21 protein-coding genes are annotated in these 17,868 nt (G+C 57.0%); 7 read left to right on the forward strand and 14 right to left on the reverse strand.

All coding sequences use genetic code 11. The features are described from left to right. Positions 1–2 precede the first annotated feature (2 nt). The 4 genes from GOW92_RS12815 to GOW92_RS12830 all read right to left on the reverse strand — a co-directional run bounded on the left by GOW92_RS12815 (position 3) and on the right by GOW92_RS12830 (position 2,397). Positions 3–446 (reverse strand): DUF1178 family protein, encoded by a 444-nt coding sequence (locus GOW92_RS12815; protein ID WP_170560993.1) that lies wholly within the window; start codon positions 444–446, stop codon positions 3–5. A 71-nt stretch (positions 447–517) separates the two neighbouring features. Continuing rightward, on the reverse strand, positions 518–982 hold the full coding sequence (locus GOW92_RS12820; protein ID WP_368040293.1) for an NUDIX hydrolase: 465 nt from the start codon (positions 980–982) through the stop codon (positions 518–520). Between the two features lie 124 nt (positions 983–1,106). Next, positions 1,107–1,850: an EcsC family protein gene (locus tag GOW92_RS12825; RefSeq protein ID WP_170560995.1), complete on the reverse strand. Its 744-nt coding sequence runs from the start codon at positions 1,848–1,850 to the stop codon at positions 1,107–1,109. A gap of 52 nt (positions 1,851–1,902) precedes the next feature. Beyond that, a complete protein-coding gene (locus tag GOW92_RS12830) occupies positions 1,903–2,397 on the reverse strand; it encodes a GNAT family N-acetyltransferase (RefSeq protein ID WP_170560996.1) in 495 nt (164 codons plus the stop codon). A gap of 71 nt (positions 2,398–2,468) precedes the next feature. Between GOW92_RS12830 and GOW92_RS12835 the strand changes: the two genes are divergently transcribed. Both GOW92_RS12835 and GOW92_RS12840 read left to right on the forward strand, forming a co-directional pair. Next, on the forward strand, positions 2,469–3,074 hold the full coding sequence (locus GOW92_RS12835) for a flavin reductase family protein (RefSeq protein ID WP_170560997.1): 606 nt from the start codon (positions 2,469–2,471) through the stop codon (positions 3,072–3,074). Beyond that, positions 3,074–3,715 carry a CatB-related O-acetyltransferase gene (locus tag GOW92_RS12840; RefSeq protein ID WP_170560998.1) on the forward strand — a complete coding sequence of 214 codons (642 nt, stop codon included), beginning with the start codon at positions 3,074–3,076 and terminating at the stop codon, positions 3,713–3,715. The genes GOW92_RS12835 and GOW92_RS12840 overlap by 1 nt, the downstream gene beginning before the upstream one ends. Before the next feature lie 32 nt (positions 3,716–3,747). Here GOW92_RS12840 and GOW92_RS12845 read toward each other — a convergent pair whose 3' ends face one another. Beyond that, a complete protein-coding gene (locus GOW92_RS12845; RefSeq protein WP_170560999.1) occupies positions 3,748–5,382 on the reverse strand; it encodes a SulP family inorganic anion transporter in 1,635 nt (544 codons plus the stop codon). 200 nt (positions 5,383–5,582) lie between these two features. Here GOW92_RS12845 and GOW92_RS12850 point away from each other — a divergent pair, with 200 nt between their 5' ends. Next, positions 5,583–6,455: an S-methyl-5'-thioadenosine phosphorylase gene (locus GOW92_RS12850; RefSeq protein ID WP_170561000.1), complete on the forward strand. Its 873-nt coding sequence runs from the start codon at positions 5,583–5,585 to the stop codon at positions 6,453–6,455. Positions 6,456–6,464: 9 nt separating this feature from the next. Here GOW92_RS12850 and GOW92_RS12855 read toward each other — a convergent pair whose 3' ends face one another. Then, positions 6,465–7,322 carry an alpha/beta hydrolase gene (locus GOW92_RS12855; protein ID WP_170561001.1) on the reverse strand — a complete coding sequence of 286 codons (858 nt, stop codon included), beginning with the start codon at positions 7,320–7,322 and terminating at the stop codon, positions 6,465–6,467. Between the two features lie 211 nt (positions 7,323–7,533). Here GOW92_RS12855 and GOW92_RS12860 point away from each other — a divergent pair, with 211 nt between their 5' ends. After that, a complete protein-coding gene (locus tag GOW92_RS12860) occupies positions 7,534–8,550 on the forward strand; it encodes a DUF418 domain-containing protein (RefSeq protein WP_170561002.1) in 1,017 nt (338 codons plus the stop codon). 52 nt (positions 8,551–8,602) lie between these two features. Next, on the forward strand, positions 8,603–9,232 hold the full coding sequence (locus GOW92_RS12865) for a LysE family translocator (protein ID WP_170561003.1): 630 nt from the start codon (positions 8,603–8,605) through the stop codon (positions 9,230–9,232). A 4-nt stretch (positions 9,233–9,236) separates the two neighbouring features. Here GOW92_RS12865 and GOW92_RS12870 read toward each other — a convergent pair whose 3' ends face one another. Then, positions 9,237–9,428 carry a hypothetical protein gene (locus GOW92_RS12870; RefSeq protein WP_254453022.1) on the reverse strand — a complete coding sequence of 64 codons (192 nt, stop codon included), beginning with the start codon at positions 9,426–9,428 and terminating at the stop codon, positions 9,237–9,239. A gap of 303 nt (positions 9,429–9,731) precedes the next feature. On the opposite strand from GOW92_RS12870, the gene GOW92_RS12880 reads away from it, so the two are divergent. Then, positions 9,732–10,271, forward strand: a complete 540-nt coding sequence (locus tag GOW92_RS12880; protein ID WP_058272309.1) for an adenine phosphoribosyltransferase — start codon at positions 9,732–9,734, stop codon at positions 10,269–10,271. Between the two features lie 170 nt (positions 10,272–10,441). Beyond that, positions 10,442–10,924, forward strand: a complete 483-nt coding sequence (locus tag GOW92_RS12885) for a fasciclin domain-containing protein (protein WP_058272260.1) — start codon at positions 10,442–10,444, stop codon at positions 10,922–10,924. Between the two features lie 34 nt (positions 10,925–10,958). On the opposite strand, the gene GOW92_RS12890 is transcribed toward GOW92_RS12885, so the two are convergent. From GOW92_RS12890 to GOW92_RS12920, 7 genes are all read right to left on the reverse strand, one after another. Then, positions 10,959–12,374, reverse strand: coding sequence for an FAD-binding oxidoreductase (locus tag GOW92_RS12890; RefSeq protein ID WP_170561005.1), 1,416 nt, complete (start codon positions 12,372–12,374; stop codon positions 10,959–10,961). A 38-nt stretch (positions 12,375–12,412) separates the two neighbouring features. Continuing rightward, positions 12,413–13,231, reverse strand: a complete 819-nt coding sequence (locus GOW92_RS12895) for an MBL fold metallo-hydrolase (protein WP_170561006.1) — start codon at positions 13,229–13,231, stop codon at positions 12,413–12,415. A gap of 88 nt (positions 13,232–13,319) precedes the next feature. Further along, the gene (locus tag GOW92_RS12900; RefSeq protein WP_170561007.1) at positions 13,320–13,946 is read right to left on the reverse strand and encodes a hypothetical protein; all 627 of its coding nucleotides are present in this window, start codon (positions 13,944–13,946) and stop codon (positions 13,320–13,322) included. A 4-nt stretch (positions 13,947–13,950) separates the two neighbouring features. Continuing rightward, complete coding sequence (locus GOW92_RS12905; protein ID WP_170561008.1) at positions 13,951–14,535, reverse strand: GNAT family N-acetyltransferase; 585 nt, start codon at positions 14,533–14,535, stop codon at positions 13,951–13,953. Next, positions 14,535–15,797, reverse strand: coding sequence for a M16 family metallopeptidase (locus tag GOW92_RS12910; RefSeq protein WP_170561009.1), 1,263 nt, complete (start codon positions 15,795–15,797; stop codon positions 14,535–14,537). The genes GOW92_RS12905 and GOW92_RS12910 overlap by 1 nt, the downstream gene beginning before the upstream one ends. After that, positions 15,794–17,182, reverse strand: coding sequence for a threonine synthase (gene thrC, locus GOW92_RS12915; RefSeq protein ID WP_170561010.1), 1,389 nt, complete (start codon positions 17,180–17,182; stop codon positions 15,794–15,796). Before thrC ends, GOW92_RS12910 begins: the two co-directional genes overlap by 4 nt. Continuing rightward, on the reverse strand, positions 17,179–17,856 hold the full coding sequence (locus tag GOW92_RS12920; RefSeq protein WP_170561011.1) for an SURF1 family protein: 678 nt from the start codon (positions 17,854–17,856) through the stop codon (positions 17,179–17,181). Before GOW92_RS12920 ends, thrC begins: the two co-directional genes overlap by 4 nt. Positions 17,857–17,868 lie beyond the last annotated feature (12 nt).

The raw sequence follows: 17,868 nt of genomic DNA on the forward strand, positions 1-17,868 counted from the left end.
GATCAGTTCGTTTTGCGGGTGGGCAGAAAAGGAAGCGGTGAAACCGGGACACCATCTTCGATCAGCGCTTTTGCCTCATCGGGCTTGGCCTCGCCATAGATTGCGCGTTCGGGCGCATCACCCAAGTGGATCTTGCGTGCCTCTTTGGCAAAGTCCTTGCCTACGTAGTCCGAGTTCTCCTCGACCTTGCGGCGCAGATCGGCCAGTACCTTCTCAATATCTGGTGACGGGGTCGCGGTGTCGATTGAATCGTCCCTTTGCTCAGGCGTTTGCGCATTGCGCGCCGGACGAACCCGAGGTGTCATGATGGCCTTTTCAACATTCGCATCACCACACACCACGCAGGTCACCATGCCAGCGGATGCGAGTTTGTCGTAAGCGGCGGCCGATTGAAACCAACTGTCAAATGTATGGTTGCGGCCGCATTTCAGCGAATATTGAATCATGGTCCGTCCATTTTCCGGTAGCCAAATAGATACCGACAGACATGGCAAGATCAAGCCCTTCGAATGGCGAGTCAGTGTAGAATTGGGTCAAGTTTGTGTAACAATTGGCACAGTTCTGGTGATTTGACCCGGGAGGCTGCTTTTCCGGGCGAAAGCCATTTTCGCTTTCGTTGGGCCCGTTCGGGGAATTCTGATGCAACAGACGTAACACAGAGCGGAAAGACATCCACCAAACATACTACGGGGCCTCTGCTGGCGCGGGTTTTGACGTATGTGAAACGCCCAATTGGCTGGATTGCGCACTTCCCTTTCACGCCGGCCTCTTCCCATGCCTCTCTGCCAGCGGTCTGCGATGAAGAAATGCCGTTTATCAGCCACCCTTTTGGTATGATCCATCGCTTGGACTTACGCGTTGTAATCAGCAATACCTTGAGCCGCCCGTGTTTAATGCGATAGCACAAGGCCGCTGATTGATGCTTTAGCTGCAGGTTCTGAACGTTTCCCTGCAGATACGATGATCGCTTTGAATCGATCACGCCGCGCTGCCTTTCCAACTGCTCTCACACTCGTTCACCGACCATTGAGTTTTTCGTATATTTAGCGGTCGGATAAATCACGGATACCATATAGCGCGGCCTTTTTAAAGCCATCAGACAGGAATCAAAGGCGCGACGCCAGTTTCCGAACAAGATCTTCGTGCGGGATGTCGGCATCAATCGCCAGTCGCCGCAGACCAAAATGAACCCGAGCCACCTGCTGATAGTAACGGGTGTAGACGTAGTTCGTACCGCCCCCCGCGATTGCCCCCAGGACCGGGACCGATTGTGCCGCCAGCTTTTGGCCCAGCACAATGGACAGGCGTGGTGCAACCGCCGCAATAAGCTTTTGCATTGCAGGGCCAGTCAATGTCAGGCGAACTGAGAAAAAGCCGAAATCGGCACCATCGTCAAATGACAACGGTCCGGCCGCACTCAGAACTCGAACGCAGTCAAACTTGACGCCTTCTTCCGATGGATCGAACCCTTCGCGGAACGCCGCCCCCTGAATTGCGCGCAATAACATGGCGGTCGTAGCTGGCAATTCCATCAGTGCGGTTGACACGCCACCCATACCACCTGCAGCACCCATCGCCGTTGCGACAGCGGTGTTGACCCAGGGCTTTTGATCAGGAACGGCCCGTCGCGACCCCTCGGCTGCGTGCATTGCAAGCCAAAGCGCCTGTTCTGTGGCCCCAGTCAGGCCCTGCCGTACAGATGCCGGAAGTTGGTCCAACAACGATTCTGCGGATCCGCCCAAACTGTTCAATAGTTTGACGCCCGGCCCCCCGGCAGATCTGTAGTGCCTGGCCAACCGATCCAATTCGGCTTCGGTATCCAGTTTTTCGACAAGAAGCACGTCCTGCATGAAAACCCTCCTGCCGTTAAACATCGGGGTTGAATGCCGGTGTTTCAATAGTTCAGCGCATCCAGCGGGTCACCACGCCGCTTACGCCTGACCATTCACCTGGGCTCAATTCCACGCCCAATACACGGTCGGGGTTTGTTGGCGGGGGCATTTCTACGCCGGAAAGCCGGGTAAACCCGAAACGGGCATAGTACGGCGCATCGCCCACCAGCATCGCCCTTTGCCAGCCTATTTCGCGACCTGCCTCAAGCCCCTGGTGGATCAGAAAACCGCCCAGACCTTCACCCTGATGGGTTGGGTGTACCGCCACTGGGCCAAGCAACAATGCGTCATGATCGCCTACATGCACAGGCCAGAACCGGATCGCACCGGCCAGAATGCCCTGTCCGTCGCGCGCAACAAGTGACAGGCCCGAAACCGGCGGTACGTCGTCGCGCAAACGATAGGAGGACAGCGCCTCGCGCCCGGGCGCAAAGCACAGGTCATAAAGGGCCTCGACCTCCCACCAATCATCCGGCTCTTCCGGCCTGATCACGAACTGCTGCACCCTGCCCTCTTTTCCTTGCTGGCAATCGCCCTAGCACTTCGGTACGCCTTGGGCAAACGCTTGGAGATTATATGTTCTATCGCCCCGAAGACGGCCATGGCCTGCCGCACAATCCATTCAACGCCATTATTACGCCGCGGCCCATCGGCTGGATTTCCACACGCGACCAAGATGGCATCAACAATCTGGCACCCTACTCGTTTTTTAATGGGGTCGCCTACACGCCCCCGCAAGTCATGTTTGCCTCGACAGGAACTAAACACGACCAGGACGGCACGAAGGACAGTCTCGCCAATATCGAGGCCACGGGCGTATTCTGCGTCAATGTTGTGGCCCATGCGCATCGGGATGCGATGAATGCCAGCTCGGCTGGCCTACCAAAAGACGTTGATGAGTTTGGCCATGCCGGGCTGTCACCGGTGGAATGCGAAACCATCTCTTGCGCCCGTATCGAAGGGGCTCCAGCTGCGCTGGAATGCAAGCTCACGCAGATCGTAACCCTGCCGGGCGAAGCTAACCGAGTGGTGTTTGGCGAGGTGACTGGTGTTCATTTGCATGACGATCATATCCGCGACGGGAAGTTTGACGTTACTTCCTTTAATCCGCTGGCACGTCTTGGGTACCGTGATTATTCGGTCGTTACCGATCTCTTCAGCCTTTCAAGACCAGATGACTGATGCCATTGCCTGACCCTTCGCGCAGATACCCGATCACGCTCCCCGATGGTTCCGATCACAAGGGAACGGTTTTCCTGTCTCAGGCGATCGATCACCCTCGGTTTCAGGCCGGGGCGTTCAGCTATGCGTCAGATTTCGAAGCACCCGAAGACTGGGCTTCACGGTTGGCCCCCTATCTTTTTCCATTCTCACGAGAAAGACTGGTGCTAGGAAAGTTCTGTCAGATCGCCCATGGGGTTCGCTTCATCACGTCCTCCGCCAATCACGCGATGGACGGGCTGACTTGCTTTCCATTTCCGGTTTTTGACACAGAACAGATGACGGAGTTTCAGCCGGATACCCGCGATACAGTCATCGGTCATGATGTCTGGATCGGATATGGCGCGATGATCCTGCCGGGTGTCCGGATCGGGAACGGAGCCATCATCGGCGCAGGCTCGGTCGTGCGCGGAGATATTCCGGCTTATGCCGTTGTCACCGGCAATCCAGCAGAAGTTCGGCGTTTTAGGTTTACCCCCGAAGTGATTGAAAGTTTGCAGGCTTTGTCCTGGTGGGATTGGCCCGCCGAAGCCGTGGCCGATGCTGAAGACGCCTTGCTGTCTGGTGATATCGAAATGCTGGAACGCATTGCCAGGAAGTAAAAAGGCGACCAATTTGGCCGCCCTTTTTCGTGTCAGTGTCCACCCAGAATGCCGGTGCGGACCGAATAATCCACCGCCAGTTCGTAATCCGGGTCGTCATCGCTGTCGACCATCAGGTGACCAGCCTTGTTCAGCAGCTTGTGACAATCGCGGCTGAGGTGACGTAGCATGACACGCTTGCCTGCGGCCTCGTACTTGGCGGCGATATTCTCGATAGCCTGAAGCGCGGACTGGTCCACGACGCGGCTTTCAGCGAAGTCGACGATAACGGTGTCGGGGTCACTCGGCACGTCGAAGAGTTCGATGAAGCCGTCGGATGAACCAAAGAACAACGGCCCCTGAATCTCATAGACCTTTGCGCCCTGTTCCGTTTCCGAGTCCCGTGTGACCGCATGGATACGTTTGGCGTTGTTCCAAGCATAGGCCAGTGCCGACACGATCACGCCAACAACGACGGCAACTGCAAGGTCCTCCATCACCGTTACAACTGTCACGAGAACAATGACGAAAGCATCCATCAGAGGAACTTTGCGCATGATCTTGAACGAGTTCCACGCGAAGGTGCCAATCACCACCATAAACATTACACCAACCAACGCGGCCAGTGGGATTTGCTCGATCAATGGCGAGGCGAACAGGATAAAGATTAGCAGGAACAGGGCCGCAGCGATGCCGGCGATACGGGTACGACCGCCGGACTTCACGTTGATCATCGACTGACCGATCATGGCGCAGCCGCCCATGCCCCCAAAGAAACCAGTGGCCACGTTAGAAACACCCTGCGCGATACACTCCTGCGAGGCACCTCCGCGTTTTCCGGTGATCTCGCCAACTAGGTTCAGGGTCAAAAGGGATTCGATCAAACCAATGGCGGCCAGAATGACGGCGTAAGGCAGAATGATCTCAAAGGTTTGCCAGTTCAGCGGCACCATCGGGATGTGGAATTGAGGCAGACCACCCTCGATCGAGGCCAGATCGCCAACGCGCGGCACGTCCAGTCCAAAACCAATCACCAGCGCGGCCACTACGACGATACCGGCCAGCGGCGCGGGAACGATGCGGGTTATGCGCGGCATGATCCAGATCACCGCCATGGTAAGGGCAACCAGACCCAGCATCGTGTATAGTTGCAGCCCGGAAAGCCATTCGCCGCCACCGACACCGTGGCCGGTATTCTCCATGGTGCCGGGAACCTTGAACTGACCCATCTGAGCCAGAAAGATCACGATGGCCAGACCATTTACAAAGCCCAGCATCACCGGATGTGGCACCAATCGGATGAATCGACCCCAGTGCATTGCGCCGGCAATAACCTGCAGAACGCCCATCAAAACCACAGTGGCGAACAGATATTCCACCCCGTGTTCAGCCACCAACGCCACCATGACAACGGCCAGCGCACCTGTTGCGCCCGAAATCATGCCTGGACGACCGCCGATGAGCGCGGTGATCAAACCCACCATGAACGCAGCATAAAGCCCGACCAATGGGTGCACACCTGCGACAAAGGCAAAAGCCACCGCCTCGGGGACCAGGGCCAGCGCCACGGTCAAGCCGGACAACAGTTCAATGCGCAGGCGCGAGACCGTCAGCCCCTCGTCCGGCATCCAGCGGAGATCGGGTTTGGCTATACGATTGGCAAAGCTTGCCAGCATGGCTCGGGGCATAGAACGTCCTGTGGGTTTGTTTGTTCGCGCGAAAGGGGCCTTTTACCTGTCATGTCCAGTCTTAGATACTGCACCCAGCGGGACCCTGATATGCGCAGGACGCATAGCTAACAGACACCATACACAAACCCTTGAAGCCACTTGCCAAACCAGCGGTCGCCAAGCAGAACTCTTTCACCAGTTTTTCACGGAGAGCAGCCATGACTCAGACCAAAATCGCAATCATCGGTGGATCAGGAATTTACGATATCGATGGTTTGGAAAATGCGGAATGGGTCACCGTTGAGACGCCGTGGGGCGATCCCTCGGACCAGATCCTGACCGGATCGCTGAATGGCGTGGGCATGGCATTCCTGCCCCGCCATGGGCGCGGTCACGTACATTCCCCGACCGAGGTGCCTTATCGTGCCAATATCGATGCATTGAAACGGCTTGGTGTGACAGACGTGATCTCTGTCTCGGCCTGTGGTTCGTTCCGCGAGCATATGGCGCCGGGGGATTTCGTAATCGTCGATCAGTTCGTTGACCGGACTTTTGCGCGAGATAAAAGCTTTTTCGGCACCGGATGCGTGGCCCATGTCAGCGTCGCGCACCCCACTTGTCCGCGATTGTCGGACGCATGTGAGACTGCCGGAAAGACTGCCGGGATCACGATCCATCGCGGGGGCACATATCTGGCAATGGAGGGGCCACAATTCTCGACACTGGCGGAATCCAAGATGTATCGCGAACACTGGGGCTGTGATGTGATCGGCATGACCAACATGCCCGAGGCAAAACTCGCCCGAGAAGCCGAGCTTTGTTATGCCTCGATTGCCATGGTCACCGATTACGACAGCTGGCACCCGGATCACGGCGAAGTAGACGTCACCGCCATTATCGCCACGCTGACGGGAAATGCCGAGAAGGGCCGCGCGCTGGTCAAAGGCCTACCCGATCTGCTGGGTGCTGAACGCGCACCCTGCCCCCATGGCTGCGACCGGGCGCTGGAGTTCGCCATCCTGACTGCGCCGGAAAAGCGTGATCCTACCTTGTTGGCCAAGCTGGATGCGGTTGCGGGCCGCGTTCTCTGACCCGCACCCTCAGTTTGCAGGCAGAGATTGTTGGACCTGATCCCACAGACCATGTGACCAGAGGTCGTTGTGGGTGCCATCCTCGATGACATGGATCTGCGCCGTATCCCCAGCCATCACAGCCAGGGCTTCTGCATGATGCAGCGGAACCGTTTCATCATCGGTTCCGTGAAAGATCAGGGTCGGAACGGTGACGTTCTCGATCAAATCACGGGTCGCGAACTGATCTCGCATCAAAGCATGCACAGGAAGCAATGGGTATCTTTCCGCCGCAACGTCCACAGTCGCCGTAAAGGGCGCCTCCAGCACCAGGAGTTGCGCATTCGGGCGCTGTTCCGCAACCGCCGCGGCAACGCCCGTTCCAAGGCTTTGGCCAAGCAACACAACCTGAGTTCCCTGGCGATCCAACTGGTCATACATCTGGATGCCATCGGAAATCAGCGCCATCTCAGACGGTTCGCCTTCACTGCCCGGGTAGCCGCGATAGCTGGGGGCCAACAGGCCAAATCCACTGTTGAGGATCTCTCTCATCCGGTCGGCCCGATCTCCCAGATTGCCGGTTTGGCCGTGAAAGAACAAAACCGTCGGCGCACCATCGGTCGCAGGCGGGGCGGACCACGCTGTCAACGTGACACCATCGGACATCGTTAGGGAAACAGGATCAACATCGGCCAACCCCACGGAATTGGGCGCGGGCAATTCACCCTCGGGTTTGAACAAAAGCGATTGCTGGTTCACATACATGTACCCCACGATGCCCGCGTAGATTACTGCAAGGACCGGCACCAAAAGGATCAGCACGCCCTTTACACGAGCAAGCCGCGAGTGGTTGGTTTCAGGTGCGCTGGTTTGATCTGCTTGAATCATCAGTCTCTCCGAAGCATTGGCTCCGTTCCAACGTTGGTGGCCCAAGAACTTGTTTCAAGCGAAACGGCGAACACTTAATTCAATCTTAAAACTTGTTGCCGCGTTGCAAGACCAAGGTTCTTTTTGGCGCAACATCTTGAAACTGCGCATGCATTGCACCGATCTGTGGTTCGGACACACCACCAGAACACTGACAAAGCAGAGAAATGGAATGAAGCGACTTGAGGCATTGGACGCGGCCCGGTTTCTGGCATTCTGCGGAATGGTTTTGGTGAATTTCCGCATCGCAGCTCAGGTCGCACCTGGTAATGACTGGGCGTCGATCCTGATCGATGCGCTCGAAGGCCGCGCGGCCGCGTTGTTTGTGATCCTGGCCGGAATCGGAATTGGATTGTCTTCTGTTTCTGCCTCAATGCTACTGCGGAGGGCAGCGTTTCTGTTCGTGCTGGGTCTGATTAACATGACCGTATTTGACGCCGACATCCTGCATTTTTATGCGGTGTACTTTGTTGTCGGCGCAGCTTTCCTGGCGGCACCAACTGGCGGTTTGTGGCTGGGTTCTGTCAGTGTGATGGCATTGGCGGTTCTGGCGGTCATGATATTCAACTATGACCTTGGCTGGGATTGGGACACGTTGACATACACCGACCTTTGGACCCTGCCCGGCTTCTTGCGCAACCTTTTCTTCAACGGCTGGCACCCGGTCCTGCCTTGGACAGCTTTCCTGTTGATCGGCATGGCCATCGGGCGGTCAGAGCTGCACACGATTTGCATTCAACACAGGCTGATCATGTGGGGGTTCGGAGCTGCTGTTTTTGCCCATTTCCCGCAAATGCTGGTCACGGATCCTGATCTGGCCGCCTATTTGGGGACTGAATCCATCCCGCCGGGGCCGTTCTACATCATTGCCGGTACAGGGTCGGCTTGTGTTGTGATCGGACTACTGCTGAAACTGTGGCCAAAGATCGAAAAGCTGCGCATCGGCCCCGCCCTGACTGCGCCCGGTCGGCAGAGCCTGACGCTCTATATGGCTCACATCCTGATCGGCATGGGCATATTAGAAGAGGCAGGTTTGCTGAACGGATCACTGAACGCCCCTCAAATCGTGGGCTGCGCGTTTGCGTTTTGCGCGGCATCCTCGGGCTTTGCGATTTTGTGGTCTCGAAAGTTCAAAAGCGGCCCGCTAGAAGCTTTGATGCGTTTGACCACACAGACACGCCGGGCTTGACCTTGCGCGCCGGTCCGGGCTTGCTGCGAAAAACGCATTAACAGGATTTCCAATGTCCCTTGATCTTTGGCTCGCTTTTGTCGCTGCTTCCACCGCCCTCCTGCTAATCCCGGGCCCGACTGTCTTGCTGGTGCTCAGCTATGCTTTGTCCAAAGGGCGCAGCGTGGCCGTGGCCTCGGCCACGGGCGTAGCTGTTGGGGATCTGGTGGCCATGACGGCCTCGCTATTGGGACTGGGCGCATTGGTTCTAGCATCAGCTACGATGTTCACGGCCCTTAAATGGGTCGGGGCGGCCTATTTGGTCTGGCTGGGGATCAAATTGTTGCGCAGCGCGCCATCGGGTGGTCTGGAGACTGTGGAGACCGGACGCGATGTCACCGCCCGCAGCGTATTTGGCCATGCCGCCGCGGTCACCGCACTGAACCCAAAATCCATTGCATTCTTTATCGCCTTCGTCCCCCAGTTTCTGCGCCCGGCTGACCCACTTGGGCCGCAATTCTTCATCCTGATCGCAACTTTCGTGGGTCTGGCATGGTTGAATGCGTTGGCATATGCCTTTTTGGCAGACCGCTTGCGACAGATGATAGGTCGTTCGGGCGTCATCACTGCTATGACACGGTTCGGAGGGGTGACGTTGATCGGGATGGGTGTGGCCACGGCTGTCCTGCGCCGCCCGGCCTGATGGCTCAGTCCTCGGAGTGTTCTTTCATGAAAGCGCGAATGAACCGACGAATTTCTCGTGCAGCTGACGTGTCCAGCTCTTTGCATAGCTGAACGAACGCGTCCCGCTCATCCTTGTCCAGACGCAAGACCAACTGGCTATTTTTCTTGGTCGAAACCTTGCCGTCTTTTGCTTCCGCGCGTCCTGTACTCAACAAGATTTTTGCTCCATCGGCCGGCCCTTGTATATACATTGCATAGAGTTTGTATTTCTCGATCACCTAACAACAAAAGAAGATTATGGCAATGAACCTTCATGCTGCTCTGGCGTTTCTTCGGAAAGATCACCACAAAGGGCGTAGCTCGGTTCCGCCATGATGGCTTGCTGTGCTGTGCCGCTGCTGCGGGCTGTCGAAAGCAACGCTGAAGCATCACAAGAAGCTTGGCGGCAATCTTTCCTTGCATGACTGGCACCGATAAGCCAAACACCCCAGCGTGTTTTGACGCCAGAGGGGATGGCCATGTCCAGGAACAAATCGGTCAAGGATTACATTCGCACCATCGTGGATTTCCCACATGAGGGGATCATGTTCCGGGACGTCACGACCCTGTTCGCGGATCCGCGCGGCTTCCGCATGGCGATTGATCAGATGCTGCACCCTTACGCCGGTGAAAGGATCGACAAGGTTGTAGGTCTCGAGGCGCGCGGCTTCATCCTTGGCGGCGCCATCGCGCACCAGCTGAGTGTCGGCTTTGTGCCGATCCGCAAAAAAGGCAAGCTGCCGGGAACTACGATCAGCCAAGATTACAAGCTGGAATACGGCGAGGCGATTGTAGAGATCCATGATGACGCCATTCAACCGGGCGAAAAAATCCTCGTGGTCGATGATCTGCTGGCAACAGGTGGCACCGCAGCTGCCGGAATCAAACTGATCGAACGACTGGGCGGCGAGATCGTCTCATGCTCGTTCATTATCGACTTGCCCGAATTGGGTGGGCGCAAGGCTTTGGAAGATATGGGCATGGACGTCCACGTCCTGTGCGAATTCGAAGGTCTTTGACAGGCTGCGCATTCACAAGATCGTGAGTGGAAACCTGAAACCGCGCTGGCTTAGCGCGGTTTTTCTTTGGATCAACCCGAACTTATCGACATATTCAGTGATCTCCCTTTGATGCCGCCCCGTATCCAGATTGATGCCACCAAGGGCATTCCAACAAGGGATATCATACCATGTTTCGCAAACTCGCAATTGCCGGTGTCGCAAGCTTTCTCGTAGGAACGGCCGCTTATGCAGATGGTCACTCCAAGGATATTGTCGACACCGCCGTCGGCGCAGGCAGCTTTGAAACTCTCGTGGCAGCCGTTCAGGCCGCAGAGCTTGTCGATACGCTCAAAGGTGAAGGCCCATTCACCGTCTTTGCCCCCACTGATGACGCCTTTGCCGCTCTGCCCGAAGGCACAGTTGAAACCCTTCTGAAGCCCGAGAACAAAGATCAACTGGTTGCCATCCTGACCTACCACGTGGTGCCCGGCAAAGTGATGTCAGGCGATCTGTCCGATGACATGACAGCCGCAACCGTACAAGGCGGAGAAGTCAAGATTGACCTTGATAACGGCGTGATGGTCAACGACGCGAACGTTGTTCAGGCAGACATCGAGACATCGAACGGCGTCATCCACGTGATTGACAAAGTTATTCTGCCCGCATCGTGAACCCAGCGCGCGGCCTGAATTAAATGGGCCGCGCCTACGCCTTTAGAACGGCACCCGGATTCATGATCCCTTTTGGATCAAGCGCGGCCTTGATCGAGCGCATCGCCGAAAGCTTTACTGGATCGCCATAGCGGCTAAGATCATCCGTTTTCAAACGCCCTATACCGTGTTCTGCGCTAATCGATCCACCGAACTCATGCACCAGATTATGCATCACGTGTTTTATCGTTTGCCGCTGTGCGTCATACTCTGAACGGCTATGCCCCTGCGGCGGGAACACGTTGTAGTGAAGGTTGCCGTCACCAAGATGCCCAAAACAGTTAATCCGGAAATCTCCCAACCCGCGCACGATTTCGGACCCTCGCAGTATGAACTCGGGGATTTGCGAGATCGGAACCGAGATATCATGGCTCGAGACCGAACCGACCAACCGGTTGGCTTCGGGAATGAGTTCACGTACGGCCCAAAGCTCCATTCGTTGCGCTTCGCTTTGGGCTATGACCGCGTCACCTACAAGCTCACGCGTCTCCGCTGTTTCGAACAACGCCATCAGCGCGTCTGACGGTGACGCACCCCCAGAAAGCCCCAATTCAACAAGCACCATCCATTCAGGCTGGACGTCAAAGGGCTGGCGGATATCGGGCAAAACCTCGGACAGGAATTGCAGGCCTTGCTTGTGGATCAGCTCAAAGGTGCTGACCCCCTCGCCCACCTGATCGCGTGCCAGCGCCAGCAATTCAATGGCAGCATCCGGAGAGGCCACCTGGAACATCGCAGTGCCGGTTTCGGTCGGGCGCGGGTACAGCTTCAACGACGCGGCTGTGATGATCCCCAGTGTACCTTCCGCCCCGATCAGCAGGTTGCGCAGATCATACCCAGTGTTGTCCTTGCGCAAACGGCTGAGGCCGTGCCAGATTTCACCATTCGGAAGAACTGCTTCCAACCCAAGACACAGATCGCGCGCATTCCCATAGCGCAATACATTGACCCCACCCGCATTCGTCGCAAGATTTCCTCCAATCCGGCAAGACCCTTGCGCCGCCAATGCCAACGGGAACAATCGATCAGCTTCTTCCGCAGCAGCCTGAACATCGGCCAGAATGGCACCGGCCTCGGCGATTAGAATGTTCTCGGTCGGATAAACCGCGCGGATGGCTGACATCCGCTCCAGTGAAACAAGCAACGGAGCCGGGCCGTCGGTCATCACCTGCCCGCCAACCAATCCGGTGCCGCCACCATAAGGCACGACGGGAACCAAAGCATCCGAGGCGAGCCGAACGAGCGTCGAAACCTGTTCTACCGACTTCGGCAGCGCCAGAACGCCGACACGGCCTGCGAACCTGCGGCGCGGCTCTTCCAGGTATCGTTCCTCGACAGGGTGCAGAATATCATCGCCCAGCGCAGTGCGGATTGATTGGGCAAAATTGTCATCGGCAGGGTTCAGTTTCATACCCTTTCCTTGCCCAAGCAACCGCGTTCCCACAAGCCCTATTCCAGCTCAATGAGGTATTGAGGCTCAAGCACAACAACAGTCGGGCGATCGGGCAACGTGCGCAAGGACACCGTGATCTCGGACACGCCTTTGCGCTCAACCGGAAAATCTTCTCGGATATCGACCAGGAACCTGTCCAGCGAAAAGCTGGAAAACCAGTGCATCGGAATAATGACCGAGCTTTTCAGCCGCTTCAAAACCGTGATCATTTCCGGCAACGGCATCGTCGTTCCGCCATCCACCGCGGCCATCACAACGTCCAAACGCCCAAGTGCAGCAAATTGTTCATCCGACGGCACATGATGCAGATGACCCAGATGGCCTATGCACAGCCCTTCAACTTCGAACACAAAGATCGAATTCCCGCGCTCTTCATAGCCGCCGTACGAGGATCGGATGTCGGTTGATACATTGCGCACCAACATCTCTCCCAGATCAAGATAGTGTTCGATCCCCTGCCCGAACTCGCCCCACCCCGGCAATACATTCGGAATGGCCGGGTCCGGGTGGGCGGTCCAATGGGTGCTGTGGGCATGGTTCATTGTGACCACGTCCGGGATAAGATCGGCACTGCCGATAAAGCCGGTGAAGTCCGTCACCGCGTTTAACCCGCCCTGGGTCTGAATCAGAAAGGACGCGTGAGCAATATAGCTAATCCGAACCGAGAACTCCGGCACCGGATCCTGCCAGGCTGCTTTGTGAATATACTCAATCCCCGGTGCGGCATCCGCGATGGCAATGCAATGGCTCGGCCGCCGTTCCTGTGCCGAAGCCCCACCCGAGATCACCATCAATACCGCAACAACCCAGCGCATGTCCGGAGTGTAGCGCAGAACACAGGTAAGTCACGCCTGCAGATATCGCGTGGGTGAAATCACGGAATTGGCATTTTCTAGGAGCAGTTCAGAGAACGATGCACTTCCGCAGCTTGAAGGGACGTGAGACTTTCGCCACACGTAACGCTTGTGCCAACGGATCACTCACAAAAAACGCGTGGCGCATTTGTGTGTCTATCCAGATGTCAGGACCATCCAGGGCCGAAGCGCTGACCGCAATATCCTTGTCTTGCATTGCCCCAGGCGGCTGCCAGATAGCATAATTTGGGTATGGCTTTGTGATGCGCGGAGATTGTTCTGTCAGCACGGCGGTCTTTTGCGCACCGAAGTTCAAACAGAAGTACTCGCCTTCGACCGGTGTGGTGCGATCATGCTGGAACAGCCTGACAGGATAAAGGTTGCCTTCACCGAGATCAAACTGGCGCAGAACTGCCGCACAGGCAGTAGAAACGCTACAAGTCCCGCCGGCATTGAAAAGATCAGGCTGTTTCTTTTCCTTTTTGTCTTTGTATTCCGCATACATTTCCGTGGGGAAACGATCTGCCGCCAAGGGCTCCCCAACATTGTTTCGCTTCATAGCATCGACGGCAAGTTCGTTGTTTTCGAGATAGTTGTCTTGATCAAACCCCTTAATACTCGAAACGCTTACCATCGCCCCACTGATCCAAATCATTGGCTGTTTTGCCCGCGCCATTGACCTACCCCGCGTCGGTCTTCCCGCGCCGGTCCGACCGTAGGCTGGCGTACAGCACATGCGTCCGCCACCGCCCGTTGATCTGCAGGTACGACTGAGCCACGCCCTCGTATTTGAACCCCGAACTTTCCAGCAAGCCACGGGACGGTTTGTTCTCCGGCAGGCAAGCGGCCTCGATCCGGCTTAGGTCCAATCGGGTAAAGGCGTGATGCACGACGGCACCGATGGCTTCGCGCATATAGCCCTGACGGGCAAAAGACTGGCCCGTCCAATACCCCAGTGTCCCCGCCTGCGCTGGGCCGCGGCGAACATTGTCCAGCGTGATGGCACCCAGAAGTACATCGTCAGTGCGCCGGAACAGAAACAGTGGGATCGCAGTTCCTCCGGCTACGGACCGCTGGGCCCAGTAGACTCGGTTCGTAAAGGACTTCCGGCTCAGATGATCCTTGGCCCAGACCGGCTCCCACGGGGTCAGGTATTGCTGCGACGCGCGCCTCAGCGCCGCCCAGTCGTTAAAGTCGGAATGCACCGGCGGGCGCAAGCTAAGGCGCTCGGTTTCGAGTTTCAGCTTGCGTCTGCCCAACAGCATCACGCCGCACGCCTCTCCTGCAATTCGGCCAGCGTAGGTGCGCCCGAGACCGGGCCATAAAGCGCCAGCGCTGCCCGTGCCTGCACGGCCATTTGTTCGGCGAATACACGAACATCTTGGGTGCTTACGGCATCGATCTTAGCAACCGTATCTTCTAGCGAGGGAACCTGGTCCCATATCTGAACGAGGCGCGCCAGACGTTCGGCCCGGTTCGACGGGCTTTCCAGCCCCATCAACATCCCGGCCTTCATTTGGGCACGGGCACGCGCAACCTCTTCCGCGCTCATGTCTTCGGCGGCGCGCTTCATCTCGTCGATGGTGATGGTTGCCAGTTCACCAACTTGGTCTGCCGACGTACCAGCATAGATCGTCGTGCTGCCGGTATCAGCATATGCACCGGTCTGAGCGAAGATGGTGTAGCAAAGCCCGCGCGTTTCGCGCACTTCCTGGAACAGGCGCGAAGACATTCCGCCGCCTAAAGCAGTAGAATAGATCTGCGCGGTATAGATCGCGTCATCCCGATAGCCGGGACTTTCCAGCGCAAGCGCAAAATGGGCCTGCTCCAGCTCTTTCTCCTGCCGCGCCTCTCCACCGGTAAAGCGTGCGGTTTCCGGGATCAGGCCCTCGCATGGTTGCAGGTGACCAAACATCTCTTCCGCCGCTTTCATCAGCGCGTCGTGGTCAACCGCACCAGCCGCCGAAAGGATCATCTGTTCCGGGCCGTAATGCTCGGCGACAAACCCTGACAGGTCCTCACGCGAGAAGGCGCTGACGCGTTCGGTCGGCCCCAGAATGGTCCGACCCAGAGGTTGATCATGATAGCTTTGCTCTTGCAGCCAATCAAAAATCACATCGTCGGGCGTGTCATAGGCCTGACCAATCTCTTGCAAGATAACGCCGCGCTCGACCTCGATCTCACGCGGGTCAAAAACCGGGTTCAGAACGATGTCGCCGATCACATCCATAGCCAGCGCTACGTCGTCCTTAAGGACGCGGGCATAATAAGCCGTCACTTCGCGCGAGGTGTAGGCGTTGATGTATCCGCCCACATCCTCGATCGCCTCGGCGATTTGCAATGCCGAACGACGCTCAGTTCCCTTGAACGCCATGTGCTCAAGGAAATGGGCGATGCCGTTCTGTTCGATCCGTTCGTGCCGCCCGCCGGCGGTTACCCAGATGCCGATGGCCGCAGATTGCAGCCCCGGCATTTGTTCACTGACGATACGAAATCCGTTCTTCAGTTGGTCTTGTCTGACAGTCACTCAGCAATATGCCTTTTGATATGATCCTCGAGGGCACCCAGATCATTTGCAATGCGGGTCACCCGTTCCGGACGTTCATACAGATCAGACATGCGAGAGGGAAGAGGCGGATGTTCCCCGCTTGCCTCCTCAACTGCGGCCGGGAATTTCGCGGGGTGCGCGGTGGCCAGCGTGATCATCGGCACATTGGCGGCGCGATGCTCTTCCGCGACCTTAATGCCGACGGCCGTGTGGGGGCATACCAACTCGGCGCTGTGGACCAGCGTGGACTTGATCGTTGCCAAGGTCTCATCCTCGGAGACCCTCCCTGAGTCAAAGCTCTCGCGCAGCGCTTCCATTGCGCCCTGACTTACATTGAAGCCGCCGTTCTTTAGCTCATCCATCAACTGCGCAATAGCCGCACCATCCTCGTCATAGGCATAGTAAAGTGCCCGCTCAAAGTTCGAGCTGACTTGGATATCCATCGAAGGGCTGATCGAGGGGATCGTGTCACCTTTGATATACCCCTCACCCGACAGGCATCGGTGCAGAATATCGTTCTGGTTCGTGGCCACCACCAACCGGTCAATCGGCAAGCCCATACGCTTGGCCAGATAACCCGCAAAGATGTCCCCAAAATTTCCGGTCGGCACTGTGAAGCTGACCTTGCGATCCGGCGCGCCAAGGGAAACTGCAGCCGAAAAGTAATAAACGATCTGCGCCAAGACGCGGGCAAAGTTGATTGAGTTCACTCCGGCCAGTTTCACGCCATCGCGAAAATCGAAATCGTTGAACATGTCCTTCAGCGCAGCCTGACAATCGTCGAAATCGCCATCCACGGCCAACGCATGCACGTTGCTATCCGCAGGCGTCGTCATTTGGCGGCGCTGCACCTCAGAGACACGACCGTGCGGGAACAGGATGAACACGTCCACCGCATCCAGCCCCCGGAACGCCTCAATCGCCGCCGAGCCAGTGTCGCCACTGGTCGCGCCGACGATGGTCACACGGTCTCCGCGACGCTTTAAGGCGACCTGGAACAATTGCCCAATCAGCTGCATCGCAAAATCCTTGAATGCCAGCGTGGGCCCGTGGAACAGCTCCAGCAGGAAGTGGTTCTCGTTCAATTGCTTCAAAGGCGCGCGTGCATCATGGCCGAAGCCCTCATAAGCACGGGCAATGATTTCTTTGAACTCACCCTCACCAAAAGACCCGTTTACGTAAGGCCACATCACGCGGAAGGCGATTTCCTCGTACGGCAAACCTGCTAGCGCTGCGACCTCGTCCTGCGTCATCACCGGGATCTCGGCAGGCAGGTAAAGACCGCCATCACGAGCCAATCCGGTCAGCATTGCCTCTTCAAACGTCAGTTCGGGCGCCTGCCCGCGGGTCGAGATGTATTTCATGTCGCGTCACTCTCAGAAGGGGCGCGGCTGCGCCACAGGAAGTATCCGGTCATCGCAGCCCATACCAAGGCCAGACCAAACCAGGTGATTGCATATTGCAGGTGATCATTCGGTATGCCCGCCGTGTCGACCGGCAAAGGCGTAACACCCGGATCGGTTTGCGACCGAGCGATCAGCAACAATGGCTCGGCTCCCAAGGCAGCAGCCAGGTTCGGAACATCACGGGCAAACCAGATGTTGTTGTCGATATCCGGCTCAGGCGTATACCCGTCGATTTCGTCCGGCCAATGCAGATTACCGGTGACTTCCATCGGACCATTCAAGCGTTCGTCCTGCTTGGCGGTCACAGGAATAAAGCCCCGATCCACCAAAATGGTCCGATCATCGGTACTAAAGGACTGAATGATACGATACCCCGCCCCGACCTGCTTGACCGAAACAAGAACATGGATCTCGCCCGGCTCCATCTCGCCCGTGATCGTGACAGGCAGATACTTGTCGGCATCCGGTGATACACTGTCGGGTAGCCCGCCCGAGTCCGCGGAAATCCGGCTTTCAATCTCGGCCAACACGCCCTGTTTCCACGCCAAACGCTGCAATTGCCACACGCCCAGCGACACAAGGATCGCCAGCCCGGCAATGCCAAAGATCAGCAGAAAGAGAATGCGTCGCATGTCAGAACCAGG

The sequence above is a fragment of the Ruegeria atlantica genome, assembly GCF_013032505.1.
GTDB lineage: Bacteria > Pseudomonadota > Alphaproteobacteria > Rhodobacterales > Rhodobacteraceae > Ruegeria > Ruegeria atlantica_F.

Coding starts and splice junctions, on each gene's coding strand:
- GOW92_RS12895 (WP_170561006.1), bottom strand. CDS start 13,231: ATGCGCTGGGTTGTTGCGGTATTGATGGTGATCTCGGGTGGGGCTTCG.
- thrC (WP_170561010.1), bottom strand. CDS start 17,182: ATGAAATACATCTCGACCCGCGGGCAGGCGCCCGAACTGACGTTTGAA.
- GOW92_RS12905 (WP_170561008.1), bottom strand. CDS start 14,535: ATGCTGTTGGGCAGACGCAAGCTGAAACTCGAAACCGAGCGCCTTAGC.
- GOW92_RS12850 (WP_170561000.1), top strand. CDS start 5,583: ATGACTCAGACCAAAATCGCAATCATCGGTGGATCAGGAATTTACGAT.
- GOW92_RS12835 (WP_170560997.1), top strand. CDS start 2,469: ATGTTCTATCGCCCCGAAGACGGCCATGGCCTGCCGCACAATCCATTC.
- GOW92_RS12920 (WP_170561011.1), bottom strand. CDS start 17,856: ATGCGACGCATTCTCTTTCTGCTGATCTTTGGCATTGCCGGGCTGGCG.
- GOW92_RS12860 (WP_170561002.1), top strand. CDS start 7,534: ATGAAGCGACTTGAGGCATTGGACGCGGCCCGGTTTCTGGCATTCTGC.
- GOW92_RS12885 (WP_058272260.1), top strand. CDS start 10,442: ATGTTTCGCAAACTCGCAATTGCCGGTGTCGCAAGCTTTCTCGTAGGA.
- GOW92_RS12865 (WP_170561003.1), top strand. CDS start 8,603: ATGTCCCTTGATCTTTGGCTCGCTTTTGTCGCTGCTTCCACCGCCCTC.
- GOW92_RS12900 (WP_170561007.1), bottom strand. CDS start 13,946: ATGGCGCGGGCAAAACAGCCAATGATTTGGATCAGTGGGGCGATGGTA.
- GOW92_RS12880 (WP_058272309.1), top strand. CDS start 9,732: ATGTCCAGGAACAAATCGGTCAAGGATTACATTCGCACCATCGTGGAT.
- GOW92_RS12815 (WP_170560993.1), bottom strand. CDS start 446: ATGATTCAATATTCGCTGAAATGCGGCCGCAACCATACATTTGACAGT.
- GOW92_RS12845 (WP_170560999.1), bottom strand. CDS start 5,382: ATGCCCCGAGCCATGCTGGCAAGCTTTGCCAATCGTATAGCCAAACCC.
- GOW92_RS12890 (WP_170561005.1), bottom strand. CDS start 12,374: ATGAAACTGAACCCTGCCGATGACAATTTTGCCCAATCAATCCGCACT.
- GOW92_RS12840 (WP_170560998.1), top strand. CDS start 3,074: ATGCCATTGCCTGACCCTTCGCGCAGATACCCGATCACGCTCCCCGAT.
- GOW92_RS12825 (WP_170560995.1), bottom strand. CDS start 1,850: ATGCAGGACGTGCTTCTTGTCGAAAAACTGGATACCGAAGCCGAATTG.
- GOW92_RS12855 (WP_170561001.1), bottom strand. CDS start 7,322: ATGATTCAAGCAGATCAAACCAGCGCACCTGAAACCAACCACTCGCGG.